The 26,963-nt window shown below is 29.2% G+C and carries 25 protein-coding genes and 1 other annotated feature (1 of these 26 cut by a window edge); of the genes, 2 read left to right on the top strand and 23 right to left on the bottom strand.

The annotated features are described in order from the left end of the window. Positions 1-150: 150 nt before the first annotated feature. The 13 genes from WAO56_RS02180 to WAO56_RS02120 form a co-directional block, all read right to left on the bottom strand. Entirely contained in the window at positions 151-1,203 is a 1,053-nt protein-coding gene (locus WAO56_RS02180) for a TcaA NTF2-like domain-containing protein (RefSeq protein WP_422143683.1), read from the bottom strand. 154 nt (positions 1,204-1,357) lie between these two features. Beyond that, complete coding sequence (locus WAO56_RS02175; RefSeq protein ID WP_422143684.1) at positions 1,358-2,734, bottom strand: uracil-xanthine permease family protein; 1,377 nt, start codon at positions 2,732-2,734, stop codon at positions 1,358-1,360. Positions 2,735-2,847: 113 nt separating this feature from the next. Next, complete coding sequence (locus WAO56_RS02170) at positions 2,848-3,072, bottom strand: DUF951 domain-containing protein (RefSeq protein ID WP_422143685.1); 225 nt, start codon at positions 3,070-3,072, stop codon at positions 2,848-2,850. Between the two features lie 10 nt (positions 3,073-3,082). Next, on the bottom strand, positions 3,083-3,919 hold the full coding sequence (locus WAO56_RS02165) for a mechanosensitive ion channel family protein (protein ID WP_422143686.1): 837 nt from the start codon (positions 3,917-3,919) through the stop codon (positions 3,083-3,085). After that, entirely contained in the window at positions 3,919-4,170 is a 252-nt protein-coding gene (locus tag WAO56_RS02160; RefSeq protein ID WP_422143687.1) for a DUF3343 domain-containing protein, read from the bottom strand. Before WAO56_RS02160 ends, WAO56_RS02165 begins: the two co-directional genes overlap by 1 nt. Continuing rightward, positions 4,170-4,760 carry a sulfurtransferase-like selenium metabolism protein YedF gene (gene yedF, locus WAO56_RS02155; RefSeq protein ID WP_422143688.1) on the bottom strand — a complete coding sequence of 197 codons (591 nt, stop codon included), beginning with the start codon at positions 4,758-4,760 and terminating at the stop codon, positions 4,170-4,172. Before yedF ends, WAO56_RS02160 begins: the two co-directional genes overlap by 1 nt. Before the next feature lie 9 nt (positions 4,761-4,769). Then, entirely contained in the window at positions 4,770-5,789 is a 1,020-nt protein-coding gene (locus WAO56_RS02150; RefSeq protein ID WP_422143689.1) for a hypothetical protein, read from the bottom strand. Positions 5,790-6,052: 263 nt separating this feature from the next. After that, positions 6,053-6,637: a rubrerythrin gene (gene rbr / locus WAO56_RS02145; RefSeq protein ID WP_422143735.1), complete on the bottom strand. Its 585-nt coding sequence runs from the start codon at positions 6,635-6,637 to the stop codon at positions 6,053-6,055. An 82-nt stretch (positions 6,638-6,719) separates the two neighbouring features. Next, positions 6,720-8,462 (bottom strand): NADH-dependent [FeFe] hydrogenase, group A6, encoded by a 1,743-nt coding sequence (locus tag WAO56_RS02140; protein WP_422143690.1) that lies wholly within the window; start codon positions 8,460-8,462, stop codon positions 6,720-6,722. A 7-nt stretch (positions 8,463-8,469) separates the two neighbouring features. Then, entirely contained in the window at positions 8,470-10,341 is a 1,872-nt protein-coding gene (nuoF, locus tag WAO56_RS02135) for an NADH-quinone oxidoreductase subunit NuoF (protein WP_422143691.1), read from the bottom strand. A 20-nt stretch (positions 10,342-10,361) separates the two neighbouring features. Beyond that, positions 10,362-10,847 (bottom strand): NADH-quinone oxidoreductase subunit NuoE, encoded by a 486-nt coding sequence (nuoE, locus tag WAO56_RS02130; RefSeq protein ID WP_422143692.1) that lies wholly within the window; start codon positions 10,845-10,847, stop codon positions 10,362-10,364. A gap of 317 nt (positions 10,848-11,164) precedes the next feature. Continuing rightward, positions 11,165-12,376 (bottom strand): GNAT family N-acetyltransferase, encoded by a 1,212-nt coding sequence (locus WAO56_RS02125; RefSeq protein WP_422143693.1) that lies wholly within the window; start codon positions 12,374-12,376, stop codon positions 11,165-11,167. 52 nt (positions 12,377-12,428) lie between these two features. Then, positions 12,429-13,118: a Crp/Fnr family transcriptional regulator gene (locus WAO56_RS02120; protein WP_422146229.1), complete on the bottom strand. Its 690-nt coding sequence runs from the start codon at positions 13,116-13,118 to the stop codon at positions 12,429-12,431. A gap of 154 nt (positions 13,119-13,272) precedes the next feature. Here WAO56_RS02120 and WAO56_RS02115 point away from each other — a divergent pair, with 154 nt between their 5' ends. Next, positions 13,273-13,554: a DUF503 domain-containing protein gene (locus tag WAO56_RS02115; protein ID WP_422143694.1), complete on the top strand. Its 282-nt coding sequence runs from the start codon at positions 13,273-13,275 to the stop codon at positions 13,552-13,554. Positions 13,555-13,599: 45 nt separating this feature from the next. Here WAO56_RS02115 and purH read toward each other — a convergent pair whose 3' ends face one another. Beyond that, a complete protein-coding gene (gene purH, locus WAO56_RS02110) occupies positions 13,600-15,129 on the bottom strand; it encodes a bifunctional phosphoribosylaminoimidazolecarboxamide formyltransferase/IMP cyclohydrolase (protein WP_422143695.1) in 1,530 nt (509 codons plus the stop codon). A gap of 108 nt (positions 15,130-15,237) precedes the next feature. Between purH and WAO56_RS02105 the strand changes: the two genes are divergently transcribed. After that, positions 15,238-16,071: a prephenate dehydratase gene (locus tag WAO56_RS02105; protein ID WP_422143696.1), complete on the top strand. Its 834-nt coding sequence runs from the start codon at positions 15,238-15,240 to the stop codon at positions 16,069-16,071. On the opposite strand, the gene WAO56_RS02100 is transcribed toward WAO56_RS02105, so the two are convergent. The 9 genes from WAO56_RS02100 to ileS all read right to left on the bottom strand — a co-directional run bounded on the left by WAO56_RS02100 (position 16,072) and on the right by ileS (position 26,767). Next, on the bottom strand, positions 16,072-16,944 hold the full coding sequence (locus tag WAO56_RS02100) for a prephenate dehydrogenase (RefSeq protein WP_422143697.1): 873 nt from the start codon (positions 16,942-16,944) through the stop codon (positions 16,072-16,074). Between the two features lie 109 nt (positions 16,945-17,053). Further along, a complete protein-coding gene (locus WAO56_RS02095; RefSeq protein WP_422143698.1) occupies positions 17,054-17,446 on the bottom strand; it encodes a YxeA family protein in 393 nt (130 codons plus the stop codon). Beyond that, entirely contained in the window at positions 17,446-18,177 is a 732-nt protein-coding gene (locus WAO56_RS02090) for a hypothetical protein (protein WP_422143699.1), read from the bottom strand. The genes WAO56_RS02095 and WAO56_RS02090 overlap by 1 nt, the downstream gene beginning before the upstream one ends. Continuing rightward, complete coding sequence (locus tag WAO56_RS02085) at positions 18,177-19,085, bottom strand: ABC transporter ATP-binding protein (RefSeq protein WP_422143700.1); 909 nt, start codon at positions 19,083-19,085, stop codon at positions 18,177-18,179. Before WAO56_RS02085 ends, WAO56_RS02090 begins: the two co-directional genes overlap by 1 nt. Before the next feature lie 220 nt (positions 19,086-19,305). Beyond that, complete coding sequence (locus WAO56_RS02080; RefSeq protein ID WP_422143701.1) at positions 19,306-20,004, bottom strand: N-acetylmannosamine-6-phosphate 2-epimerase; 699 nt, start codon at positions 20,002-20,004, stop codon at positions 19,306-19,308. Then, a complete protein-coding gene (locus WAO56_RS02075) occupies positions 20,004-21,512 on the bottom strand; it encodes a PTS transporter subunit EIIC (protein ID WP_422143702.1) in 1,509 nt (502 codons plus the stop codon). The genes WAO56_RS02080 and WAO56_RS02075 overlap by 1 nt, the downstream gene beginning before the upstream one ends. 16 nt (positions 21,513-21,528) lie before the next feature. Then, on the bottom strand, positions 21,529-22,347 hold the full coding sequence (locus WAO56_RS02070) for a MurR/RpiR family transcriptional regulator (protein WP_422143703.1): 819 nt from the start codon (positions 22,345-22,347) through the stop codon (positions 21,529-21,531). A 119-nt stretch (positions 22,348-22,466) separates the two neighbouring features. Further along, on the bottom strand, positions 22,467-23,243 hold the full coding sequence (gene erm, locus WAO56_RS02065) for a 23S ribosomal RNA methyltransferase Erm (protein WP_422143737.1): 777 nt from the start codon (positions 23,241-23,243) through the stop codon (positions 22,467-22,469). Positions 23,244-23,668: 425 nt separating this feature from the next. After that, complete coding sequence (gene ileS, locus WAO56_RS02060) at positions 23,669-26,767, bottom strand: isoleucine--tRNA ligase (protein ID WP_422143704.1); 3,099 nt, start codon at positions 26,765-26,767, stop codon at positions 23,669-23,671. 66 nt (positions 26,768-26,833) lie between these two features. Beyond that, positions 26,834-26,963 (bottom strand) — a binding site (T-box leader) (it continues 78 nt past the right edge of the window).

Here is a 26,963-nt window from a genome sequence, read left to right as displayed (position 1 = left end):
TTTTACAATTTACAATAGATTTTTCAAAATTATTACATTTTTTTAATAATTAAAACTTTTATTATATGACTAAATAAAATAAGTGTAAGTATATCTATTAATTAATATACCTACACTTTTCTAAAAATAACATTTTATCTTAATTTTTATTTAATAATGAGTTTTTGAAATTACCTTTACTTTTTCTGGAAAAGAATATAATTTCCATTCATTGTTTATATCCAATTTAAATCTATAAACTGCTTCTATAACTCTATGATGATAGCCATCTTTTTTATTGTGTATATCATATTCTTCATATACCTTAATATCTACTGTATTACTACTTACATCATTATAATATATGATTTTAGCATATAGTAATTCCTCATAAATATCTGTACCAACATATTTTTTCTGTTCCTTATAAGCTGGACTATTTACTATTATATATGGTTCTACATATGAAAAATCCTTATTATTTAAAGCTCTAACCATTCCATCTAAATAGGATATTAATCCATCTTCTATAGAGTTAATCTGCTTTGAATTTCCATCAATAGCGGTTAAATAATCATATTCGTTTTCAAAATAAAAATCTAGATTTTTATTTTCAATATGGCTTAACTCATTATTAATATTTATTTCTACCTTCTGCTCATTATTTCCTGCTATTAACATATTAGTATTTATTTTATCTTTTAATTTATACAGAATATCATAGCCTCTTTTGTAGTTTTCATGTTCAAACTCTTCATTGGCTTCTTCAATTTTTTCATCAACTTTTAAGTTGTCTTTTTCTTCTTTTGAAATTTCAATACTATTAATTTCATTTAATATAATTTCGAACTTGTCTTGACTGTCCTTCCTGTATTCATTAAGTTTTCTAACTACAGGTTCTAAATTCTTATTTCTTAATTTTGAAGTATAAGGACCTTTATAACTTTCAATGTTTTCAATATCTTCCTTAATTTTTTCATATTTTACATCAGAAATAATCAATTGCTCAACATCTTTTGAAATTTCATCAATTTCTTTCATATAGGAATTACGCTGAAAAAAATATAGAACAATTAATAATATAGCAATGCAAATAGCAAGTAAAACTACTATTTTTTTAAAATTTAATTTTACTTTATCATTTTCTACCTTATTTATTTTCCCACAATGAGAACAGAACTTATCCTTCTCATCTATTTCATTTCCACAGTTATTACAATGCATATACGCTCTCCTAAATATACTTATTAAATATAATTAATATCATATTATTTAAATACTTTTAAGTCAATATAATATTACATCTCACTTTTATAATCCATTTTATAGAAATTAAAATAGAGATGAATTTTTCCACCTCTATTATATGTATTTAAATTTATTCCTTTTCTTCTTTTAATATAATATTAAGTACAAAAGCTGTTATAGTACCTGCTGAAATTCCTGATGAAAATAGGGCATTTAAAACCGTTGGTAAATTTTCCACTATTTCAGGTTTAAATGTAACTCCTAAACCTATTGTTAATGATGATGCTATTATTATTAAATTTCTATTTGTAAATTTAACTAAGGACAAATTTTGAATTCCCGATGCCGCTACTGTACCAAACATTAAAATCCCTGCTCCACCTAATACTGCTGGAGGCATTATAGATACTATTGTAGCAATTTTAGGAAATAAACTAATTAATATTAATAAAACTCCACTAATTATTGCTACAGATCTTGATGCTACTTTAGTTAAAGGAATAAGTCCTGCATTTTGACTAAAGGTTGCAACTGGTCCTGAACCAAAAAATGGTGATAGGAATGAACCAAAGGCATCTGCTCTTACTCCATTTGCTATCATATCATCTGTTACTTCTGTTTCTGTTACCTCCCCAACTACTTGAACAACTCCTATTGTCTCTATAACGGTTACTAAATATCCTGCTATAAATGGTATAACAAACTTTAAATCAAAATTTACACCAAATTTAAATATAGATGGTGGAGCGAACCAACTTGCTTCTATAACTTGATTAAAGTCAACTTTATTTAAAGGTATACAGATAATATAACCAACTACTATCCCTATTAAAACTGAAGCTGAACTAACAAATCCCTTTCCATACCTGTTCAATAATATAATAATTACAAATACAATTAAAGCAATTCCAAGATTTTCAACAGAGCCATAGTCTGCTGCTCCTACTCCACCTGCAGCCCAGTCAAATGTTACAGGTACTAGAGTCATACCTATTAGTGTAATAACAGTTCCAGTGACAACTTGTGGAAAGAACTTTAGTAAAGGTTTAACAAAATAACTTAAAATAAATTCTAAAATTGCACCTAAAATACTCGCTCCAAAATATGCTGGAAGTCCTCCTCCCATTCCAACTATAATAGTTGAAGCTGGAGCAACAAAACCAAAGTCTGTTCCCATAATTGTAGGTAGTCCAGAACCAATTCTAAACGGAGACATACCTATTCCTCTTGATTGTATTATTGTACATATACCTGAACATAACAAGGCAGCACTTACTAAATATGCTGTATCTGCAACATTGGCTCCTGCCATGCCGGCAATAATTAATGGTACTGCTACAATTCCTCCAAAAGCAGTTAAAATATTTTGAATTCCCATTACAAAACCAACTGCAGCAGGTGGGTTATCTTCTACACCATAAAGAAGTTTCCCCTGGCTTTCAGCTTCATACAATTCTTTTTTCTTTACAAAAACGCTTCTTCGCTTTTCTGATACTTTATCACTCATATTTTCAATCCCTCCTTTTATTCTGTTAATATTATAACATTTATAATTATATTTTCATCAAATTCTTCAATAAAAAAATGCTGCAAAACTATTAAATAATTTTGCAGCATTTTTTACTCTTCTTCAGGCTCATAATGTACAATGGAAATAAATTTTCCATCCTTATTTCTAATTCTTCTCAATCTTTTATCAAAGTCCATTCGAGAAAGCCAAACAACTTTATTACATCCCTGACACTCTAACTTTATATCTAAACCAGTTCTAAGTATTTTCCATTTATTTTCACCGCAAGGATGTCCTTTTTTCAAGGTTACAATGTCGCCTACTCTATATTTCATATTATTACCCCTAAATATTATCCATATTTAACTTCCTAGTTTCCTTAATAAACAATTCTCTCATTTGTAATTCAATTATAGCCTGTTTACCTGGTTTAGTCCATGCTACTATTGCAATTTTAACACTGCTACCAAGGCCTATATCCATTACTCCCATTAAATATGGTTTTACCGTTACATTTTTATCCTTACCTATTTTTTCAGAAATAATAGCTACAACTTTTTCAATATCTGAAATACTCATTTCATTTGGAACAATTATTTCTACATAGGCCCTCTGATTTCCTTTAGACATATTTTTTACAGTATTTATATTACCATTTCCAATTGATGTAATAGAGCCATCAAACCCCTTAATAAATGTAGTTCTCATTCCAAATTCAACAACATTACCGGAAATTGTATTATTTATTAATACATGATCTCCTATAACATACTGTCCCTCAAATATAATAAATATACCAGATATTACATCCTTAACTATGGATTGGGCACCAAACCCTACTGCAACCCCTCCTATACCAGCAAGACCTACACTAATGCTTTTACCTATGTCAAATACTTCAAGTATTAAAACCAGCCCTATAAAATAGATAATATATTTTAGTGTATTGTCTATTACAGAGGTAATTGTTAGACTTTTTTTAGCATCTATAAATTTACTGTCTAATTTTTCAGAGTTTTTTAACAAATATTTATTAAATAATTTATGGACAAGTTTGGCCATTATAATTGTAATTATTGCAATAATTAAAGCATATAATAATTTGCCAAGTATATTTAAATTATTTGCTTCGTTATAAAAAATTTTCCTTATATTTCCTATAAATGAATTTATTGTTTCCATTAAGCAATTTTCACCACTTCTACATTTCCTTTTTCTTTTTTATATTTCCAAATATAACCTATTGGCAAGTCTTCTTTTAATTTAACAATATTATCTAATTCTTGATTTTCAACCATTATTGCTAAACCACAACTTCTACTAATTTCCCTAGGAGTTGGTATGGTTTTAATTTTATAGCCCATTTCTATTAATTTTTTTTCTGTCATCATGGTGAAATTTACAGAATCAAAAGTTAATAATATTACATCCATTACCTAATTACCACATTTTTAGAAGCTTCTTTAATTTTCTCATAAATTGTGTACATATTGGAAACTTCCCCAACTTTTAATTTATCTTTTAAATTATAATAGTCTAAACATGTACCACAAGAATGAATTTCTACACCCTCTTTGGCTAATTTTTCTATATCATCTAGAACCGGTGAATCTTCACAGGTTAAAAATACTCCACTATTATAGAAAATTATAGTATTTGGTAATGGTTTTGTTTCTGTAACTGTATACATAAATGATTTCATTAATATATGTCCTAACTCTTCTTCTCCACCACCCATTGTATCAGAAGCAATTACTAGTGTATAATCTTCATCATCCATGATTTCACATGTTAAATTATCCTTCTTTTCTGATTTATTAATTGTAACCTTATACTCATTTTCAGAAATTGTTACTACGCTATATTCATATCCTTGACCTTTGGCTAATCTTGAAAGATTTTCCACTGCTACTTTATTGTCAACTGTAGTTTCAACTTCTCCACTATCTATATTATCTAATTCTTTCTTTGTTAATATTACTGGTTTAGGACATGCCAATCCTTTTGCATCAATTTTTATCATAATATCCTCCTAGTTTTCATTTACCTTAGTAACAGAATCCTTGTGAATTAAATACAATCCATTTTCTGTTTTTATTATTTTCTGCACGTCTGAAACAGTTTTAGCATTATCTACTTTTCCTCTTATATATTCAGAATAATTGTTTTTACCAATTAAGAATACTCGATTATCACTTACGAATAAATTACTATAATCTTCCTTTAATTGTATGGAATTAATTAATTTAAAATCAAAATCATAAATATTTAAAGAATCGCCTTCTAAAATATAAATATTGGATTTTAAAATTCCAGCTCCTTTAAATTCTGAAATCCTTCTTTTGGACTCTATATTAAAATCATCAAATATTATAGCTTGTTTATTACTAATTAATAAGTATCTATCATTATCAATATATTCAGAAAACATTATAACTTCACCAGCAAAACTTTGACTGATTTCCGTATCTTCTTTTATATTTTTCAAATATATCTTTGATTTATATACATTATCAATTAAATCAATAGTAGTAACAATTAATTCTTTTTGTTTTTCAGACATTATAGCTGTAGTAATGGCAGACTTTGTCTTTATTGTATCGACTTGTTTGCCTTTAAAGTCCATTAAAACAAGTTCCTTATCTCCTGAAATATAAATAATATTATCCTTAATTTCAATATTTTTAATTTCAAATTTCATTTTAAGACTTTCTTCAATTTTGCCATTTGAATTAACAATATATAAGTTTTTATTTTCATATATAACTAATTTATTATTATCGCCAACTAAATGTCCTTTTTCTACTGGAATATTAACGGATATTTTCTCTTTTCCTGTTTCGTCATAAGACTTTAAATTATTGGTTTTTAAAAGATATATTCCCTCATCTAATATTGCAATATTAGTATAGTCCCCTTCAAAAGGAATTTTTTCCATACTTCCAATACTACCTGCTTTTAAATTAAATAATAAAAAAATAATAACCACAAAAAATACAAGTAATATTATAAAACCAAATAATTTCTTATTAAATTTTTTTAATTTTTTCATATTATCACCAATTTTTACAACCTATTAATAATTTTACCACTATATCTAGTTGAATTCTACCAATTATAATTTTATAACTATAATTGAAAAATAAATAAATTGGTGAAATATTTTCTACTACTTAAATAAATCATTTTTAATTTTTAAAAAAATAATTCATCCTATTTATTATTATATACTATAAATCGAGATTTTTTTCTATAAGTTTAAGAAAATTAAAAATCTTGATAGTATAGACTACCAAGATTTTAATTTAATTCTTATTAATAAGTTTCTTTAAAAACTTCGAAATGAGCTTGTGGATGATCACATGCTGGACATTTAACAGGAGCAGTTTTTCCTGTATGTACATATCCGCAGTTATTACATTTCCATTCAACTACTTCTTCTTTTTTGAAAACTTCATCATTTTCAATATTTGCAAGTAATTTTCTGAATCTTCTTTCATGTCTGTCTTCTACTTCTGCAATTTCTCTCCATACATAAGCTATTTCTTTAAATCCTTCTTCTTCTGCTATGTCTGCAAATCCTGGATACATTTCTACAAACTCTTCATGTTCTCCATTAGCTGCAGCCAGTAAATTTTCTGCAGTAGTCCCTAATTCTACTGGATAATTCCAATCTACTTGAATAGTTTCATCTTTTAAATCTTCATTTAAAAATTTAAAAAATCTTTTAGCATGTTCTTTTTCATTTCTTGCAGTTTCTTCAAATATATTAGATATTTGAACATATCCTTCCTTTTTAGCTGTAGAAGCATAGTATGTATATCTCATATTAGCTTGAGATTCTCCTGCAAATGAAATCATAAGATTCTTAGCTGTTTTTGTTCCCTTTAAACTCATAATTACCCCCTCGTTATAGTAATGTTAAATTTGTAATCATTACAATAACATTGTAGCAACTAGACTTTTTTTTGTCAAATAGAAATTATAATCTTGGTCTAGGTTTATATGATGTATGAAGTAGCTCTTCTGCCTTTTCTGAGCCTGGTTTTTCTAAAAATTCATCATATAGTTTCTTTATCATAGGATTTTCATGTGCCTTTCTTATGGTCTTATCCCTATCAACCTTATATATTCCTTCTGCCCTTTTCCTTAATATAGTTAAATCTCCATAATGATATGGTTGACCAGCTCCACCTATACATCCTCCAGGACAAGCCATGACTTCTATTGCATCAAAATGCTCCTCACCTTTACGAATTTTTTCTAAAAGTCTTCTTGTGTTACCTAAGCCATTTGCTACTGCGATTCTTATTAGTCTTCCATTTATATCTATTTCAGTAGTTTTAATACCTTTAATTCCCCTTAGTTCAGTAAACTCCATATAGCCTAAAGGTTGTCCTGTTAACCATTCGTAAGCAGTTCTAACAGTAGCTTCTATAACTCCTCCAGTTGAGCCAAATATAGCTCCTGCACCTGATGATTCTCCCATTATATTATCAAAATCAGCTTCTTCTAATAAGTCAAAGCTTATTCCAGCTTCCTTAATCATAATTGCTAATTCCCTAGTAGTTATTACTACATCTACATCTTTTTTATCTTCATTCATAAGTTCTGGTCTTGCAGACTCATATTTTTTAGCAACACAAGGCATAACAGATACTACTACAATATCATCTGGATTAATATTCATTTTTTCTGCATAATAGGTTTTAGCTATTGTTCCAAACATTTCATGAGGTGACTTACAGGAAGATGGTATGTCTAACATATCTGAGAATTGTTGTTCCATAAAATTAACCCATGAAGGACAACAACTTGTTAATATTGGTAATTTCCCTCCATTTTGAAGTCTATTGGCAAATTCATTTGCTTCTTCCATAACTGTTAAATCTGCTGCAAAATTTGTGTCAAAAACTTTATCAAAACCTAAATTTTTTAAAGCCGTTACCATTTTACCTGTTAAATCAGTTCCTGGCTCAAATCCAAATTCCTCTCCTATAGCAACTCTAATTGCTGGAGCAGTTTGAACTATTACATGTTTACTTTCATCATGTAATAATCTCCATAATTTTCCTATATTATTTATTTCAGTTAAAGCTCCTGTTGGACATACTGCAACACATTGTCCACAGAAAGTACAGGTTGTATTATACATTGACTTATCAAAAGTTGATCCTACATATGTATTAAAACCTCTACCTATTGTAGCTAATGCACCAACGGTTTGTGTATTATTACAAACTGTTTCACATCTTTTACAAAGAATACATTTGTTTGGATCCCTCATTATAGACAGACTATCTACATCTATTGCATACTTACTTCTCTCACCCTTATAGTGAATTTTCCTTATACCTAAATCAGATGCTAATTTTTGTAATTCACAGTTCATATTTTTAGCACATACTAAACAATCCGTTGGGTGATTTGATAATAATAATTCTACAATTGCCCTTCTTGCTTGTATTGCTCTTGCAGATTCAGTTTTAATTTCCATACCTTCAAAGACCGGAGTAGCACAAGCTGCAACTAATTTTCCCGTATTTACTACTTCAACCATACAAACTCTACATGAAGCTCTTTTATTTTCTAAGTCTATTTCATGTAAACTTAAATGACACAAAGTAGGTATTTTAATTTTAAGCCTTTTGGCTGCAGATAAAATTGTTGTACCTTCTTCAACTGCAATACTATGACCATTTATAATAACATTTACCATTTTCATAATATAATTACTCCTTTACTATGGCATGAACTGGACAACCATTAAAACATGCTCCACATTTAATACATTTTGAATTGTCTATAACATGAACTTCTCTAACAGCTCCTGTAATACATTGAGCTGGACATATTTTTGCACATTTAGTACATCCTATACAATCATCTGTAATTTTATATTCCAATAAACTAGTACAAATTTTAGCTGGACATTTATGATTTAAAACATGTTCTTCATATTCTTTTCTAAAGCTTTTTATAGTAGATAAAACCGGATTAGGTGCAGATTGACCTAATGCACATAGGGAAGTATCTTTAATGATATTTGATAAATCCTCTAGGTTTTTTAAATCCTCTTCAGTTGCTTTACCATCTGATATTTTACATAAAATTTCGTAAAGCCTTTTGTTTCCAATTCTACAAGGAGTACACTTACCACAGGATTCATCTAAGGTAAATTCCAGATAGAATTTAGCAATGTCAACCATACAGTTGTCTTCATCCATTACAATCATTCCACCTGAACCCATCATTGATCCTTTTTCCACTAATGAATCATAGTCAATAGGTGTGTCTAAATCTTCTGCAGTTATACACCCTCCTGATGGACCACCGGTTTGTACTGCCTTAAATTCCCTTCCTTTTTGAATGCCTCCACCAATATCGTACAGTATTTCTCTTAATGTTGTTCCCATAGGAACTTCAACTAAACCAATGTTATTAACCTTACCAGCTAAGGCAAAAACCTTAGTACCTTTAGATTTTTCTGTACCAACAGAATTAAACCATTTTGCTCCCTTTGAAATAATAACAGGTATATTTGCATATGTTTCAACATTATTAATTAAGGTAGGTTTACCATATAAACCTGATGTTGATGGGAAAGGTGGTTTTGGATTAGGCTCTCCTCTTTGACCTTCAATTGAATTTATCAATGCAGTTTCCTCACCACAAACAAAGGCACCTGCACCAAACTTCATACTAAGATTAAAGGAAAAATCCGTGCCTAAGATATTATCTCCTAATATTCCAATTTCTTTAGCCTGTTTAATTGCTTTGCCTAGTCTTTCAATAGCTAAAGGATATTCTGCTCTTATATAAACATAACCTTGCTTAGCTCCAATTACATAACCAGCTATAGCCATTGCTTCAATAACTGAATGTGGATCCCCTTCTAGTATGGATCTATCCATAAAAGCTCCTGGGTCCCCTTCGTCAGCGTTACAAATTACATACTTTTCATCTGACTGGGAGTTTTTAGTAAATTCCCATTTAAGTCCAGTTGGGAAACCACCGCCTCCTCTACCTCTTAAACCTGAATCTTTAATTATATCTATTACTTCTTCTCTAGAATATTCTTCTAGACATTTACCTAAAGCTAAATAGCCTCCATAACCAATATATTCTTCTATAACTTCAGGATTTATAATTCCACAATTCCTAAGTGCAATTCTAAGTTGTTTTTTATAAAAAGGTATATCATCTTGAGATGGTATTTCTTCTTCTGTTCCAGGTAATTTATATAATAATCTATGTACTAACTCATCTTTGATAATATCCGTTTCAATTATTTCTCTAGCATCTTCTGGTTGTACCTTAGTATAAAAAGTATCCTTTGGAAATATTTTAACTATAGGTCCCTTTTCACAAAAACCTAAACAACCGGTAATATGTGCTGAACATTTTTCTTCTAAACCATATTCTGCAATTAATTTTTTCATTTCATCTAATAGTTCTAAACTCTTTGATGAAGTACAGCCAGTTCCTCCACATATTAAAATTTCTTTCTTTATTCCTTCTGATTTATTTAATCTATTATGTAATAATTCTTCATATGTACTGCTTAAATCAAGTAATTCTTTATAGTTTTTAATTGGTTTCATATCAATCCCCTATATAGTATTTATTTATATTTTTTTAAAATTTTATCAATATCTTTTGATGAAACATTTCCATAAATATCACCATTTACCTTTATTACTGGTGCTAAACCACATGCTCCAATACATCTAATTCCCTCAATGGAATATTTGCCATCCTTACTTGTTTCTCCATTTTTTATGCCTAGTAAATTAGTTAATTCTGTTAAAATGTCATTGGCTCCCTTTACATAACAAGCTGTTCCTGTACAAACTGCTATGTCTATTTCTCCCTTTGGCTCAAATCTAAATTGGGAATAAAAAGTTGCAACTCCATATATTTCTGATGTATGAATACCTAATTCTAAAGCAATAATATCCACAATGGCTTCAGGAATAAATCCGTAGTCTTGTTGTGCTCTTTGTAAAGCAGGCATAACCGCACCAGGTTCATCTTTGATTATTCTTAAATAGTCAATATACTCTCTTAATTTGCCCATATCTTGTTCAATATCATAATTATAATCCATAGCTACCTCCAATTAGTTTGATATAATTATATCTATTTTCCTTTATCAATTCAATATATCCGATAAATAGTAATCATTATCATGTAGGTGTTTATACGAATATATATTTATTAATAATCGATATTACTAGAATGACTACGTTTTTCATAATTAATTATTCCTATATCTGAATATATATTTATTGTAAATTTAAAGTTTTTTTATTAGAATTAATTAAAATATTTCTTTTTTGTAATAATTGTCCCTGTGCGGCAAATCTGTTCCCTGTGTTGTATTTTTTCCAATAAAAAAATGACTTTCTTAAAATCAAAGTCATTTTAAAAATAGTCCGAAAAATACGGTACCTGTTTTTCTATTGAATCCTCTAAATCATTAATTGTATCACTACTACACTTTATTCTCCCTATTCTATATAAATAATCTGGTCTTTTATATCCTAAAAGCATAGTTGTCATTGTTTGTATATCTATTTTATCTTCTGTTTTTTCAGAGACAGGTTTAGCCCTACCTTTTCCATCCTTATTAATATAAAGATGAAAGGCTCCATCGTTCCAAGATAGTAAAGGATCTTCTAATTTAAAAACCCATTCCTTATCTACCTTGTCCTTCTTAAAGGGAAATTCTTCAATAAATTTTTCAAAATCTACAATTCTAGCCATAAAGTATGGTGATATACTTTCTTTAATATCTGCATCTTCAAATAAAAAGGAAAGAGGTTCATCTGTATAGGTATTTCCTATAACCTTCTTTATCATGGAAAAATGAGCACTTACAAAGTCCCAAAGTCCTCTTCTGGCATTTTCATTTAAAAAAATCATTTCTTTAATATAAAATACTTCATCTGAAATCCAGTAGACTAAATATCCTTCTAATCCATCTTTTTCGTTATAGTAAACGGCTGTCATAATATCTTCATTTTCCCATAACCAATATTCATTCCAAGAAATATCGTCACGAATTAAAGCTCCATGAGTTATTTGGGAAAATTTATCATAAGCTTTCTTTATTTCTTCTCCCTTAGGCTCAACTCTCCTAACCTTACCTAATATTTTTTCATCTTTAGGTAGCTGATAATCATTTATTTCATAGGTAATTTTATCGGAAATTATTTCCCAACCCTTTCTTCTATAATAAGGTATAGAGTAGGGATATAAATAAGATATATATTGTTTCTTTTCTCTCATTCTAGCTAGGGCCTGAAAAAGCAATTTATGCATTAATCCATTTCCAGTATATTCAGGATAGGTTCCAACACCAGTAAGACCACCCATGTTAAATGTTCGATTAAAAATTCTAACCTGCATAGGATATACTATTACCTGGGATATAAGATTGTCTTTATCGAACCAACCTAAAGCATCTGCTTTTTTTAAATTTGGTGCCTTGGCCCTAATAAAATCCTCTTCCTCCTCCCAACCAGAATTAGTTAATTCACTTTCTGTAACTTGAAAAACATATTTTAATAGTTGATTATACTGCTCTAAGTATTCAACTCCTATTTCTTTCATTATTAAATCTTTATTGCTCATAATATCACTCTTTACTAATTTTTGTATAAAAAATGACATGCTATACATGTCATTAAAATTCCCCAGCTATTTCTTCTATTTTATCAATATCAACTAGAAGTATTTTTTTATTTCCTAGTACTTTTAAATAACCCTTGTCTTTAAACTGATGTAATTTTCTAGTTATTGTTTCCCTACTAGTTCCAGCAAAGGAGGCCATTTCTTCCCTACTTATAGGAAAATCCAAGAGAATTCCATCCTTCGTTTCCTCACCGAAAATATCTGCTAAATCCAATAGCAAGCTGGCAACTTTACCATCTGCAGTACCACTAAACAATCTGTCAATAAGACCTTCAGCTAATCTAATTCTATGATAGGATTTTTCTAATATTCTCCTTAGTACAATTGGATTATTCAAAATTACTTCGTCAAATTTATCTTTAGATAAAGTAGCTACAAGTCCACCTTCTATTACTTCACCTATATACAAATATTCATCATCTTTTAAAAGATTAAGTCCTCCTACAAAATCTCCTGAAGAATAAATATATAATATTTGTTCTCTTCCATCAACTAGATTTTTGTAGATTTTTATTTTACCTTCAACAAGAATATAAAGTTTGTCGGCAGAATCTCCTGTTTCAAAAATAACATCTCCATTATTTACCTTAAGAATTTCCACACCTTCAAATACTCTGTCTTTTTCTTCTTTAGATAATCCTTCAAAAAATGGTATATGTTCTAAAATTTCTTCATTTTTCATTTTTCTATAATTTAGCAGAATAATCACCTCCAAAATTTAAATAGATCCCCTGTTTACTATTATACCATTATTAATAAAAAAGAAACTTCATACTTAGTATAAAATCCTAATCTTTTGTTAATTTGTTATAATCAATATAATGGAGGAAAATTATATGAATATACTTTTACTAACAATATCTTTATATGCACCTTGGGTTCATAGTTTAAAAGAAAAAAGATCCATTGTTAAAAGTCTAGTAGTTAAACTTAGAAACAATTATAATGTTTCTGTTGTTGAATCGGAAGATCAAAATCTGCACCAAAAAATAACAATAAGTATTGCTGCCATTACTTTTAATTCCTTTAAAAGCGATAATCTAGAAAGTAAAATTATAGATTTTATTGAAGCAAATACAGAAGCCAGTATTATTAATATAGAAAAAGAAATAAGATAAAATAAAAATTATCCAATAGGATTTCTATTGGATAATTTTTTTATACTAATGTTTAAAATGTCTCATTCCTGTAAATACTACAGCAATATCGTACTTATTGGCTAATTCTATAACTTCCTTATCTTTAACTGAGCCTCCTGGTTGAATTATTGCCTTTACGCCGGCCTTATTTAATTCTTCCACAGTATCTCCAAAGAAAAATCCATCGGAAGCTAAAACAGCTCCATGTAGGTCTTTAATTGACCTATTAACAGCTTTTTCTACCGCCCAGTGCCTTCTAACTTCTCCTTGCCCAATTGCCAAGGTCTGCTTATCCTTAGATATAACTACTCCATTTGAGTTAACGTATTTAACAGCCTTCCAAGCAAATAAAAGCTCCTCAAGTTCTTCATCTGTTGGCTTTCTATTAGTTACAAAATCCAGTTGCTCTTTTAATAGTTTATTGTCCCTATCTTGTAGTAATACCCCATGTAATACATCCTTAGTTTCTTGTTTTACAAGTTCTAAAGTATTTAGATTTTTTATTTGTAAAATCCTAATATTTTTCTTCTTAGATAAAATATTAAAAGCTTCTTCCTCATAGTCTGGTGCAACTACAATTTCTAAAAATATTTGAGAAAGTAAATTAGCTGTTTCAACATCTACTTTTCTATTTAGGGAAATAATTCCACCAAAAATAGATACTTCATCTGCCTCATAAGCTTTTTTAAAGGCTTCATAAATATTTTCACCAGAAGCAATTCCACATGGATTATTGTGTTTTACAGCTACAGCTGTTGGGTCTTCAAATTCTTTAACCATTTTTACAGCACCATATAAATCATTTAAGTTATTATAGGATAGCTCTTTTCCATGTAGTTGAACTATGTCTCCTTTTTCCTCTGGAACTTCGTAAATCTTTTCATAAAATGCTGCGTTTTGGTGAGGATTTTCTCCGTATCTTAAATTTTGTTTTAATCTATATGTAAATGTAATATTCTCTGGAAAATCCACTTTATTTTGATTATTGAAATAGTTTGAAATTAAAGCATCATACTGTGCTGTTGTTCCAAAAGCTTTCCCTGCTAAAATTCTCTTATTGTCTAAAGTTAAGTCTCCTTTTTCTTTTAATTCCTTTAAAACAAAATCATAATCTAGGGTACTTGTAACAACAATAACATCCTTATAGTTTTTAGCAGCTGCCCTAATCATAGATGGTCCACCAATATCAATTTTCTCTATTAGTTCTTCATGGGTAGAATTAATATCGTTGATTGTTTCTTCAAAAGGATACAGAGTATTAACTACCATATCAATAGAATTTATCTTTTGCTCTTCAATAGTATTTACATGTTCTTCTACATCTCTACGATATAAAATTCCTCCATATACTTTAGGGTGTAGGGTTTTTACCCTTCCATTGAGTATTTCTGGGAAATTTGTTATATCGGTAATGTCGGTAACATCTATACCATTATCTAAAAGATGTTTATAGGTACCACCTGTAGAAACAATATTCCAACCTAATTCTGTTAATCCCTTAACAAAATCAACTATTCCTTCTTTTTTATAAACAGAAATTAATGCAGTTTTCATTTTCACTCCTTTTTATTATTTCACATTAGTATAATAATATTATACAATAAATTTATTAAACATATCTAAGTATGATATAATAAATCAAAATTATTTTAGGAGTAATAAATGAAAATCGGTTATCAAGGTGTGCCAGGTGCATATAGTGAAGTTGCAACAATTAAATTTTTCGGAGAAAAGGGTTATGAGGCTATTGGTTATGATAATTTTAGAAGCTTAATTAAGGATTTGTCCAACAATAGCTTGGATTATGCTGTTTTACCTATTGAAAATTCAACAACAGGAATAATTTATAGAACAATGGATTTAATAAGACATAATAACATTTTTGCCATTGGGGAAGTTTTCGTACCTATTCATCATCAATTAATAGGTTTTCCAGATGCTACATTTGAAGACATTACAGATGTTTATTCCCATCCTGAAGCCTTAAGTCAATGTAATTATTTTTTTGAATACAATGAGCAGTTAAATCCAGTTTCCTGGAAAGACACTTCTGAAAGTGTAGATTATATAAAGAGAAATAACTTAAAGACCTCTGCTGCCCTTGCAAGTAAAAGAGCTGCAGAAATATATAGTATGAAAATTTTAAGGGAAAATGTTCAGGATATCTACTATAATACTACAAGGTTTTTAATATTTAAAAACTCTATGGACATACCTGAAAACGCTAATAAGACAACTATGTATTTCCAAGTAAAACATAGTCCTGGTGCGTTACTTTCTGCCCTACAGTGTTTTGCCGATGAAAAGTTAAATTTAATAAATCTTAATTCAAGACCTTTAGGAAATGAAAATATATTCCAATATGGTTTCTTTGTAGAAGTTGACGCTAGTTTAAACTCTCCAAATATGCAAAGAACTATTGAAACCATAAAGCCCCATGTAACAGTAACAAATATAATAGGAAGCTACCCAAAGGGTGAACTTCCTTTTAAATAACTATATTTCCCTTGAACGTCTTTGACGACTATGCTCTAGAATATTCCAGATTGTTTCATAATCTTCAATTTCTAGGGCATTTTTCAATTTAATGAATTCCTTTAAAAATTTATCCATTTCGATTAATAAATCTTCCTTTGATTCTAAAAATGCATCTGTCCATAAATTAGGATTAATTCTTGCAACTCTTGTAATATCCTTAAAACTTCCACCAACAAAATATTCAACCTGATCATCATAGGATGGTGAATTTGTTATTGCTACTGAAATTGCATGAACTAGCTGACTTGCATAGGCTATTTTTTTATCGTGAGTTTCAATATCGGTTATTTCCACACCCTTACACTTAATTTCCAAGGCTAGGGTTTTAATTAAATCTATATTTTCCGGCTTGTTTTTTTCCGTTGGAGTTAATATATAGTTTGCATTATAAAAAATTGCCTTATCTGCATTTAGAAAACCACTAAATTCATTTCCTGCCATAGGATGGCCAGGTATAAAATCTAAGTCCTCCCTTAAAAAAGATAATATTTCAGGAACTAACTTTTTCTTTGTACCAGCTAAATCCGTAACTACTGTACCCGGTTTTAAAAATTGCTGGTTTTTTCTTAAAAACTCAACAATTCCTGAAGGATACATAGATAAAATTAACAAATCAGTATCCTCTAAAATTTCCTGAGGATTAACCGAACCCTTATCAATAGCTTCTAAGGCTTCAGCTGCCTTTATAGTATTTTCAGTTCTTGATATTCCATATATTTTTCTAGGTTTTATCCATTCTTTTATAGCAAGTGCCATAGAGCCGCCTTCCATACCTAAACCTGCTATTGTTATATTCATATTCTTTAATCTATTTAAATTATTATTATCCATAAATACCTCTTTAAAATTTTCTACTTATAGTACATTATACATGAAAATTTATCTTATTATAAAAAACAAACCTAATCTTCTACTCTAAGAAAATTAGGTTTGAACTTTTTTATTTATTCTCTTCTATTTTTGCTAGTATATCTTGTGGAACTTCATCTCTTGTAATAATTTCTTCACCTAAGACTATTTCTTTACTTGCCTTAATTTTCAAAAAAGTTCCCGGTTTAAATAACTTATCTTTATCTTCAGTATTTACTGAAAATTCCAATAATCTTTCACCATTTTCATCATAGGATTTTAACTTATATTTTTTACCCAGTCCTACTACTTCGCCCTTATCATCTTTCATATCCTCTAATTCCATTGGCTCGTCCATTGGAATCATCGTATAATAATAAGTTCCTGTATATCTGTTTTCATAATATTCTTTTCCTTTAACTGCTATAAAAGCAATTAAAGCTATTACTACTATTCCTATTATTAATTTTATACCTTTTTTCATTAAATAAACTCTACCTCTTTCTTATTAAACATTAAAATTGCCAATACTATAGAAACTAAAATATATACTCCAATTCCTATTAAAGAAATATATTTACCTTGAGCTAACTCACCTGTAAGTGATGAAAATAACCAACTACTTCTATCTCCCATTAATGATGTAACAGGTGGAAACTTTAATCCCATAGTCACTAATGAATGTACCATTTCCGTACATAAAAGCAGATAGGTAATTGTACCATATATAGCTTTTTGTGTTGCAAAAATTATAATTGAAGTTAAGGAAGCATAACCTATAATACCTACTATAATGCTACTTGTATATAATACTAAACTTTCTATTTCCAAGTTTGAAAATTTAAACTTATACATCATTCCCATTAAAAAGAAAACCAGTGTAAAAAAAGCAAACATTACTATTGTTAAGATAGTCATAATAATTAATTTATATATAACTATACTGGATCTTTTTATACCTAAACCTACACCTGCATTTAAAGCATTACTATTAAAATCGTCATTATATACAGTATTAAAAATATATATTCCGGCTATAATCGTTGCAAAAGATAGCAAGTTAAGTGTATTGCTTATATAATCTAAACTTGTTGACTGAGAATTTAACATCATATAGTTTATAAGAACAAAACCTAGAGCAATTATCCCCATAAAAATATATAAACTTTTTTTCTTGAAAATCCTATATAACTCACTTCTTATATATTTAGTCATTATTTTTTACCTCCTATTAAATTGAAGTAATAATCTTCTAAAGAGCTTTCTCGTTTATATATTTCAAATACATCAACATTATTCTCTATTATAGTTTTATTAATAACATTTAAATAGTCTATATTATCATTTACTACTAAAGTTGAGTGGTTAGTAATATTTATATTTTCTATATTGAATTTATCATTTAAAATATTACTTGCTTTTTCAACATTATCAACCTTAATTATAATAGCAGATGTAGTTTTTTTATGAAGTTCTTCAAAGGATATTTCCTCTAAAAGTTTCCCATGATCTATAATTCCAAATTTACTTGCTACTAAATCCAATTCACTTAGTATATGAGAAGATACAATAATAGTTGTATTATATTCTTCATTTAATATTTTTATAATATTTCTTATATCTACAATACCCTGAGGATCTAATCCATTTATTGGTTCATCTAGTACTATTAACTCTGGATTACCAAGCATTGCTGCTGCAAGTCCAAGTCTTTGTTTCATCCCCATAGAAAATGATTTAAAGGGTTTATTAACATTCTTTAAACCAACCATTTCTAAAACTCTTTTGCTTTCTTTTCTTCCCTTAACTCCCTTCATTTTTCTATGATATTCAATATTTTCCTTTGCATTTAAATAAGGAAAAAAACTTTGACCAATATAAAAACCTATTTTCCTTCTATTTATTGTATTTTCTCTTTCATTTTTTCCACCAAATAAAGATATATTACCTGAAGTTGGACTGGAAAGACCCATTATCATTCTTAATAAGGTAGTCTTACCTGCACCATTTTTTCCTATTAACCCGTATATATCCTTCTCTTTGACTTCTATATTAACATTACTTACTGCTTCAAAGTTTCCAAACTTCTTAGTAAGTCCATTAATTTTTATAATATTTTCCATATTGCCTCTCCTGTTATAATGTACTTAATAATTAATACACTAGTATCTTATCATTATATTTTTTATTTTGCAATAGGATTTTAAAAATTTTTTTAATTTATTTATTAATATAAGAAAAATTTAAAAACAATTAAACGGTATATCTCCTGTTAAGTACAGAAAACATACCGTTTAAAATAAATATTATTTATTTATATTTAGTATTTATCCCAAATGTTTATTATTTTTTATTTAACTCTTCGATTTCATCTACAAATCTTTTAGTTATAAGCTGTGGCCTTGTAATAATTGAACCAACTACAACTGAATAACTTCCAAGTTCTAACACCCTTCTTGCCTTTTCCGGACTATCTATATTTCCTTCAGCTATTACAGGTTTCGAAACTTTTCCAATTATTTCTTTTATAATTTTAAAATCTTCTTCTTCTATTTTATCGTTTTTACTTTCTTCAGTATAACCAACTAAAGTAGTTCCAATAAAATCAAAACCAAGTTTGTCCGCAAAAATAGCTTCTTCAACTGTAGAGCAATCTGCCATAAATTTATTATTTGGATATTTTTCCTTTACCTCTTTAAAAAATTCTTCTAAAGTCTTTCCATCAGGTCTAACTCTCGAAGTAGCATCTGTTGCAATTATTTCACATCCCGTTTCTACAAGCTCATCTATTTCCTTCATTGTTGGAGTAATAAACACAGGATTATCATTATAAACCCTTTTTAAAATTCCAATAATTGGTAAATCCACTACTTTTTGAATCTCTAAAATATCCTCGACAGTATTCGCTCTTATTCCCTTAGCTCCCCCTATCTTAGCAGCTAAGGCCATTCTTCCCATAATAAAAGATGAATGTAGCGGTTCATCCGGTAATGCCTGACAAGATACCACTAAATTTCCTTTTATATTATTAATTATATTCATTATTCATCATATCCTAAAACTTTATTAATAGCATTTTTATATTTATCTGCCTTTGCACCATAAACTGCTTGTACCCCACCTTGCACTTCTAAAACGGCTGTAGCTCCAAGTTCTACTAATCTATCCTTATCAACCTTACTTGGATCTACAACATCTACTCTTAACCTAGTAATACAAGCATCAACATTTTCAAGATTTTCAGCTCCACCTAAAGCCTCCATAATTAGCAAAGCTTCATCTGCTAAACTTTCCTTAGTAGTTACTTTTACTTCTTCACCATTATCTATTGCTCTACCTGGAATTTTAACATCAAATTTATTAATTAAAAATCTAAATAAGAAATAATACATTAAAGCCCATAATACACCTACTATAATAACATATATCCAATTGGTTTTATCATTCCCTTGTAAAATCCCAAATAGTGTAAAATCTATTGCCCCACCTGAAAATGTATTTCCTATTCTAATACTTAAAAGGTCAGCTATTAAGAAAGATAAACCATCAAATAAAGCATGAATAACATATAACCAAGGAGCTATAAATAAAAACATAAATTCAATAGGTTCAGTAATACCAGTTAAAAAAGAAGTTAAGGCTGCTGAAAAATATAATCCAACAACTTTCTTTCTATTTTCTTTTGGTACACAATGGTACATTGCTAAACAAGCTGCTGGTAGACCAAACATCATTGTATCAAATCTTCCTGCAAAAAATCTTGTTCCATAAGTAAATAAGCCTTGATGATTTGGATCAGCTAATTGTGCAAAGAATATGTTTTGTGCTCCCTCAACCATTTGACCTGCTACCATTTCAGCTCCACCTAATGCTGTATACCAAAACATAGGATAAATAACATGATGTAGTCCTACTGCCCCAGTTAATCTTAATAAAAATCCATATAGGAAAGTACCTACACTTCCCATTTTAGCTATTGAACCACCGGCTAAAACTAATAGATTTTGAATTGGTGGCCAAATTAAAAAAAACGCTACTCCAAGTAAAATTGCTGCAAAAGAAGAAACAATTGGAATAAATCTTGAACCTCCAAAAAATCCTAAAAATTGTGGTAACTCTACATCCCTATAATTATTATGTAAGTATGCAACAATACTACCAATAACTATAGAGCCTACAACTCCAGTATCAATAGCTGAACCTTCCTCTAAAAAAATACCAACTAAAGCTGCTATTGTAGCATTAAATACTAGAAAGGCAACTCCTCCTGCTAATGCAGCTGTTCCCTTATCCTTTTTAGCTAAACCTAAAGCTATACCAATTGCAAATATTAATGCAATATTAGCAAATACAACATTTCCTGCTTCACTCATTACTTTAAAAATAACTTGTAAAATTCTGTTATCTAAAACAGGAAATGCCATTATGGTGTTTGGATTTGATAAAGCTCCACCAATACCTAGTAACAAACCTGCTGCCGGTAAAATAGCTATAGGAAGCATAAAGGCTTTACCTAATTGTTGAAACTTTTTGAATAAATTTTTAAACATTTTTACCCTCCTTATTTTAAACCTCTTTTGTCTTATGTGAAATAGACTTAGAAGTTTTCAATCTCATTTGACTTGCTTCATCTTTGTATCTTGTAGCATAAGTTGTACAAATTAAATCTGTAATATATTCTTGAGAGATTTTTCCTGCTAGGGATCCTCCTTCAAAAGGTGACTCCTTACCTGCTGTAAGTATTGTAAAATCAGCCATTTCAGCAACAGGTGAAAGAATATGATTACAAATAGCTACAATTGTAGCATTATTTTCTTTTGCAAGTTTAACGGAATCAATAATATCCTCTGTATAACCGGATAAAGAAAAGGCAATTACTAAATCTTCCTTTGCTAAAGTTGCGCTGTTCATAAGCTGGTAATGAGCATCTGTTACCGACAGAGAAAATTTTCCATAACGAAGCAATTTAGATTGCATATCCTGTGCAGCAATACCACTTGAACCTACTCCATAAATCAAAATACGTTTTCCTTTATAAATTAAATCTGCAACTTCATTAAGTAAGTCAACATCTAATAAATCTTTTGTTTTATTTATTGCATTAATAATATTATCAGTAACTTTATCTATGTAATTATCTGGAAAACCATCTTCATTATCAGAACTTTCCTTGGCTAACATAAGTTTTAGCTCTTGAAATCCTGTTAAACCAATTTTATTACAAAATCTAATAACAGTGGCTTCTCCCACTCCAATACTTTTAGAAATTTCCTTTAAAGATTGGTAAATCACATTTTGCTCATTTTTTAAAATATAATCTGCTACCCTTTGTTCTCCCTTTGTTAAAGAAGGATAGTAGGATTCTATTATTGCTCTATAACTCATAATTCACCTCCATGAATCAATTATAACATCTTTACTCCAAAAGTAAATACTATTTTGGAGTTACGCTCCATTTGTTGCAATAAAAAAATAGGATAGACATCAGCCTATCCTATTAATATTTAAAGCTTATTATAATATTTAAATAAACATAGAAATTGAGCATATTTTACATTATTATTCCCACTAATTTGATCTAATTTCTCAAATTTCAAGGCAGTTTGAATTTGTCTTTTCGTTAGCAACCTTCTTCTTCCATAGAGTCCATATTTAAATGAATGATTTATGAATTGTTCATATTTCTTTTTCTCTTCTGTACATATGTCTGATGTATTCTTTCTAGAAAAGTGAACTAGAACAGATTCAACTGATGGTTTTGGATTAAAATCATCTTTTCTAAAAAAATATAAAATTTCCATATCCCAAAATGGTTTAATTATTAAAGATTTCCTTGTTTCTTTAGCTTGTCCAAGAAATCTTTTGGCTGCTCCTTTTTCCATAACAAGATAAATATCACTAGATTTATTGTTGACGTTAGTTAATTTGTTAATAATTTTTGTAGTGATTGAGTATGGTATATTTGAAAATACTTTATAATTTCCTTCTTTGGGTAATTTATAATCTAAAAAATCCATATTTATTAAAGTACAATTTTTATATAAATTTAATTTTTCTTTAGAATATTTATAAAGCTTTTCATCTATTTCTATCGAAAATACCCTTTTACTTTTTTTAGCTAGTTCTTCTGTAATATGTCCTTTACCAGTCCCTATCTCTATAATCTTATCTTCTCTATCTATATTGCTAAGGTTTATAATCTTCTTTATTAATGATTTCTTAGTCATAAAATTCTGTGTAATCCAATATTCGTTTTTTTGCATATAACTCTCCTTTTTTATTGTTTTTTACATAAAAAAGGGCAATAAAAAACAGGAGTCATATTTGAATAAACCTCTCCTGTAAAATTTTATCGAATTAAATACAATCTTTTAATTTAAAAAATCAGACTATTCGAAAAAATACAACAAAAAAGTCTATCATACTTAATAGAGTCCTTATTTTTATTGCCGAGTTTATCTTAAACGAATAGATGCTGTCAATTATATTCTCCAAATCATTAAAATTTAATTTATTGATTATTAATAGCTTTACTAGAAATTCCAACAAAAAAAGTTATTCAAAAATATTTATTCCTGTACTCTATTGCCGGATTTATTACCAACATTCATTCCACCTCCAAGCTATTAAAATCGCAGTGTAATTATATCATACTATCACTTTTAAAACAATATAAAAGAACATGGCTTTCACCATGTCCCCTAAACTAAATTCTATTTAACTCTATTACTACTTCTTCCCCATTTAAATCTACAGTTTCGCCATTAAGACTTTCTACTGCAAGTATTTCTTTTGCCAATGTTTCCTTTTTAATAAAATCTTCAAATTCTTCTACAGCTGATTTTATTGCTTCTGTAGGTACATAGGTAATTTTAATATTGTCTAGTACGTCATAATCATTCGCTTTTCTCATTTGTTGAACTTTAGATATAAATTCTCTAGCATATCCTTCTGCTTTAAGTTCAGGAGTTATTGTTGTATCGAGAATTACAAATAGATTATTTTCCATTATTACATCAAAACCTTCTTTTGCAGATACTCTTACTTCAATATACTCTCTTTTTATTGTAGTATTTTCTCCTGAAAGTTCCACTTCCAAATCTCCTGCTTCTAGGTCTGCTACAAACTTCTTAGCATCTACTCCTTTAAGGTAGTTTTGGAATTCTTTTATTTTCTTTCCTAATATTCTTCCTGCTACTTTAAAGTCAGGTTTTAATTCATAATTCATAAACTCTGAAAGGTCTGCTTCAAATTTAACATTTTTAATATTAAGCTCTTCTTTAATTAAAGGAACTAGATCTGAAATTAATTCTTCATATTTAGCATCAACAACTATTTCTGTTAAAGGTTGTCTTACTTTAATATTAACTTCTTCTCTTGAAGCTCTACCTAGGGCTACTAAATTTCTTACTACTTCCATTTTTTCTTCTAGTTGTTCATTTATTAAGGCTTCCTCTACTTCTGGAAGATAATCTAAATGAACTGAGGTTTTATCTGTTAAGTTACGATATATTTCCTCTGCCATAAATGGTGTAAATGGTGCTATTAGTTTAGTTACTCCTAAAAGTATTTCATAGGTTGTATTATAAACGGCTTTTTTATCGTCATCTATTTCTGTTTTCCAAAATCTTCTTCTATTTCTTCTTATATACCAGTTAGACACATCTTCAATTACAAAGTCGGAAATTGCCCTTACAACTTTTGTAACTTCAAATATTTCCATATTTTCATTATATAGTTTTAATAGATTATTATATCTTGAAAGAATCCATCTATCTATTTCCGGTCTATTTTCCGGTTCTATATAAAAATCTCTAGGATCTATATTGTCTGTATTTGCATATAATTGGAAGAAATTATAGGTGTTTTTAAAGGATCTAAAGAATTTACTGTCTACTTCTCTTAGTCCATCAACATCAAATTTAGTTGGAACCCATGGTGGTGATACATATAATGAGTAAAATCTTACAACATCTGCTCCAAATTTATCGAATAATTCTATTGGATCTAATGTATTTCCTCTGGATTTACTCATTTTCTTTCCTTCTTTGTCAAGGATTAAATCATTTACCAGTACATTTTTATAAGGTGCTTTTCCTGTTGTTAATACGGATATAGCAAGTAATGAATAAAACCATCCTCTTGTTTGGTCTATTCCCTCATTTATAAAGTCAGCCGGGAAAAGCTCTTCAAAGAAATTCTCCTTGTTTTCAAATGGATAGTGTTGTTGTGCAAAAGGCATTGCCCCAGAGTCAAACCAAACGTCTATAACGTCTTTTTCCCTAGTCATTGGCTTTCCACATTTTTCACATGTTAAATGTACATCATCAACATATGGTCTGTGCAATTCAATATCTTCAGAAATATCCTCAATTGCTCTTTCCTTAAGTTCTTTTCTTGAACCTACAGATGTAGTATGACCTTCTTCACATTTCCATACAGGGAATGGAGTTCCCCAATATCTTGAACGAGAAATTGCCCAGTCATTTAAATTTTCCAACCAGTTTCCAAATCTCTTTTCTCCAACAAAGTCAGGATACCAGTTTACCTTATTATTTTCATCTATAAATTGTTCTTTTAGTTTTGTAACTTCTATATACCAAGATGGTTTTGAATAGTAGATTAAAGGAGTTCCACATCTCCAGCAATGAGGGTAGTTATGCTCTACTTTTTGTTTTTTAAATGCCTTACCATTATCAAATAAATAATGGATTATATCATGATCGGCATCCATAACAAATTGACCATCCCAAGGTGAACCAACAAATTTTCCTTCTTCATTTACCGGATTAATTAACGGTAAATCATATCTTCTTCCGGTTTGGTAGTCATCTTCCCCAAATGCTGGTGCAGTATGAACTATACCTGTACCATCTTCTGTTGATACATAGTTTGCTGTTGTTACAAAGAAAGCTTTTTTATCAGGTTTAAAAAATGGAAGTAGTTGTTCATATTCCATATACTCCATGTCCTTACCCTTAAGCTCTTTTACTACCTTATAATCCTCTCCTAGAACTTTATCTGCTAAAGCCTTAGCAATGTAGTACTTTTCTCCACCTAATTCAGCTAGAATATAATCTACATCAGGACCTACTGTTAGGGCAACATTAGATAATAAAGTCCAAGGTGTTGTTGTCCAAGCTAGGAAATACTCGTCTGCATCCTTTCTCTTAAAGGCAACATATACAGTTTGAGTTTTTATCATCTTATAGCCTTGAGCAACTTCATGAGAAGCAAGTCCCGTTCCACATCTTGGACAATATGGTAAAATTTTAGCTCCTTCATAAACAAGACCTTTTTTAAACATACCATCTAGTAGCCACCAAACAGTTTCTATATAGTCATTGTCTAAAGTTATATATGGATTATCCATATCAGCCATAAACGCCATTCTTTCTGACATTTCTCTCCAAGCTTGCTCATAGGTAAATACAGAGTTTCTACATTCCTTATTAAAGGCTTCTACACCATACTCCTCTATTTCCTTCTTACTATGAAGTCCTAATTTCTTTTCAACTTCAATTTCAACAGGTAAACCATGAGTATCCCAGCCTGCTTTTTTCTTTACTCTAAAGCCTTTCATAGTCTTATAACGACATGTCATATCCTTTAAAGTTCTGGATATTACATGATGAATTCCCGGCCTACCATTTGCCGTTGGAGGTCCATCATAAAAAACATAATTTTTATCCTTCGGTCTTTGGTTTACTGTTTCGTGTAGTAAATCTATTTCTTTCCAATATTTGGAAATTTCAATTTCTCTTTCTCTTACCGGTGCCTTAGAAAGATCTTTAAACTTTGACATAATTCCTCTCCTTAAACTTATTATTTAATTTCACTAATCTATAAATTACAAAAAGCATCCTATATAAAATAGGACGCTTCTAACCGTGTTACCACCTAAATTGCATAGCAAATAAAGCCATGCCACTCAACATACTTAACGCGTACTACGTAATATCTTTAATATCGGATATTAAACTCCAAGCTGATTTTTCCTA

Origin of the sequence: Miniphocaeibacter sp. (assembly GCF_049276255.1) — a bacterium.
Taxonomy (GTDB): domain Bacteria; phylum Bacillota; class Clostridia; order Tissierellales; family Peptoniphilaceae; genus Miniphocaeibacter.
The sequence above is the reverse complement of the archived record's forward strand: the minus strand, read 5'-3'. Positions and strand labels throughout refer to the sequence as shown.

Bases quoted from the DNA above. Each gene is read 5' to 3' on its own strand.
- WAO56_RS02180 (WP_422143683.1), bottom strand. From the start codon at position 1,203: ATGCATTGTAATAACTGTGGAAATGAAATAGATGAGAAGGATAAGTTC.
- WAO56_RS02175 (WP_422143684.1), bottom strand. From the start codon at position 2,734: ATGAGTGATAAAGTATCAGAAAAGCGAAGAAGCGTTTTTGTAAAGAAA.
- WAO56_RS02170 (WP_422143685.1), bottom strand. From the start codon at position 3,072: ATGAAATATAGAGTAGGCGACATTGTAACCTTGAAAAAAGGACATCCT.
- WAO56_RS02165 (WP_422143686.1), bottom strand. From the start codon at position 3,919: ATGGAAACAATAAATTCATTTATAGGAAATATAAGGAAAATTTTTTAT.
- WAO56_RS02160 (WP_422143687.1), bottom strand. From the start codon at position 4,170: ATGGATGTAATATTATTAACTTTTGATTCTGTAAATTTCACCATGATG.
- yedF (WP_422143688.1), bottom strand. From the start codon at position 4,760: ATGATAAAAATTGATGCAAAAGGATTGGCATGTCCTAAACCAGTAATA.
- WAO56_RS02150 (WP_422143689.1), bottom strand. From the start codon at position 5,789: ATGAAAAAATTAAAAAAATTTAATAAGAAATTATTTGGTTTTATAATA.
- WAO56_RS02140 (WP_422143690.1), bottom strand. From the start codon at position 8,462: ATGAAAATGGTAAATGTTATTATAAATGGTCATAGTATTGCAGTTGAA.
- nuoF (WP_422143691.1), bottom strand. From the start codon at position 10,341: ATGAAACCAATTAAAAACTATAAAGAATTACTTGATTTAAGCAGTACA.
- nuoE (WP_422143692.1), bottom strand. From the start codon at position 10,847: ATGGATTATAATTATGATATTGAACAAGATATGGGCAAATTAAGAGAG.
- WAO56_RS02125 (WP_422143693.1), bottom strand. From the start codon at position 12,376: ATGAGCAATAAAGATTTAATAATGAAAGAAATAGGAGTTGAATACTTA.
- WAO56_RS02120 (WP_422146229.1), bottom strand. From the start codon at position 13,118: ATGAAAAATGAAGAAATTTTAGAACATATACCATTTTTTGAAGGATTA.
- WAO56_RS02115 (WP_422143694.1), top strand. From the start codon at position 13,273: ATGAATATACTTTTACTAACAATATCTTTATATGCACCTTGGGTTCAT.
- purH (WP_422143695.1), bottom strand. From the start codon at position 15,129: ATGAAAACTGCATTAATTTCTGTTTATAAAAAAGAAGGAATAGTTGAT.
- WAO56_RS02105 (WP_422143696.1), top strand. From the start codon at position 15,238: ATGAAAATCGGTTATCAAGGTGTGCCAGGTGCATATAGTGAAGTTGCA.
- WAO56_RS02100 (WP_422143697.1), bottom strand. From the start codon at position 16,944: ATGGATAATAATAATTTAAATAGATTAAAGAATATGAATATAACAATA.
- WAO56_RS02095 (WP_422143698.1), bottom strand. From the start codon at position 17,446: ATGAAAAAAGGTATAAAATTAATAATAGGAATAGTAGTAATAGCTTTA.
- WAO56_RS02090 (WP_422143699.1), bottom strand. From the start codon at position 18,177: ATGACTAAATATATAAGAAGTGAGTTATATAGGATTTTCAAGAAAAAA.
- WAO56_RS02085 (WP_422143700.1), bottom strand. From the start codon at position 19,085: ATGGAAAATATTATAAAAATTAATGGACTTACTAAGAAGTTTGGAAAC.
- WAO56_RS02080 (WP_422143701.1), bottom strand. From the start codon at position 20,004: ATGAATATAATTAATAATATAAAAGGAAATTTAGTGGTATCTTGTCAG.
- WAO56_RS02075 (WP_422143702.1), bottom strand. From the start codon at position 21,512: ATGTTTAAAAATTTATTCAAAAAGTTTCAACAATTAGGTAAAGCCTTT.
- WAO56_RS02070 (WP_422143703.1), bottom strand. From the start codon at position 22,347: ATGAGTTATAGAGCAATAATAGAATCCTACTATCCTTCTTTAACAAAG.
- ileS (WP_422143704.1), bottom strand. From the start codon at position 26,767: ATGTCAAAGTTTAAAGATCTTTCTAAGGCACCGGTAAGAGAAAGAGAA.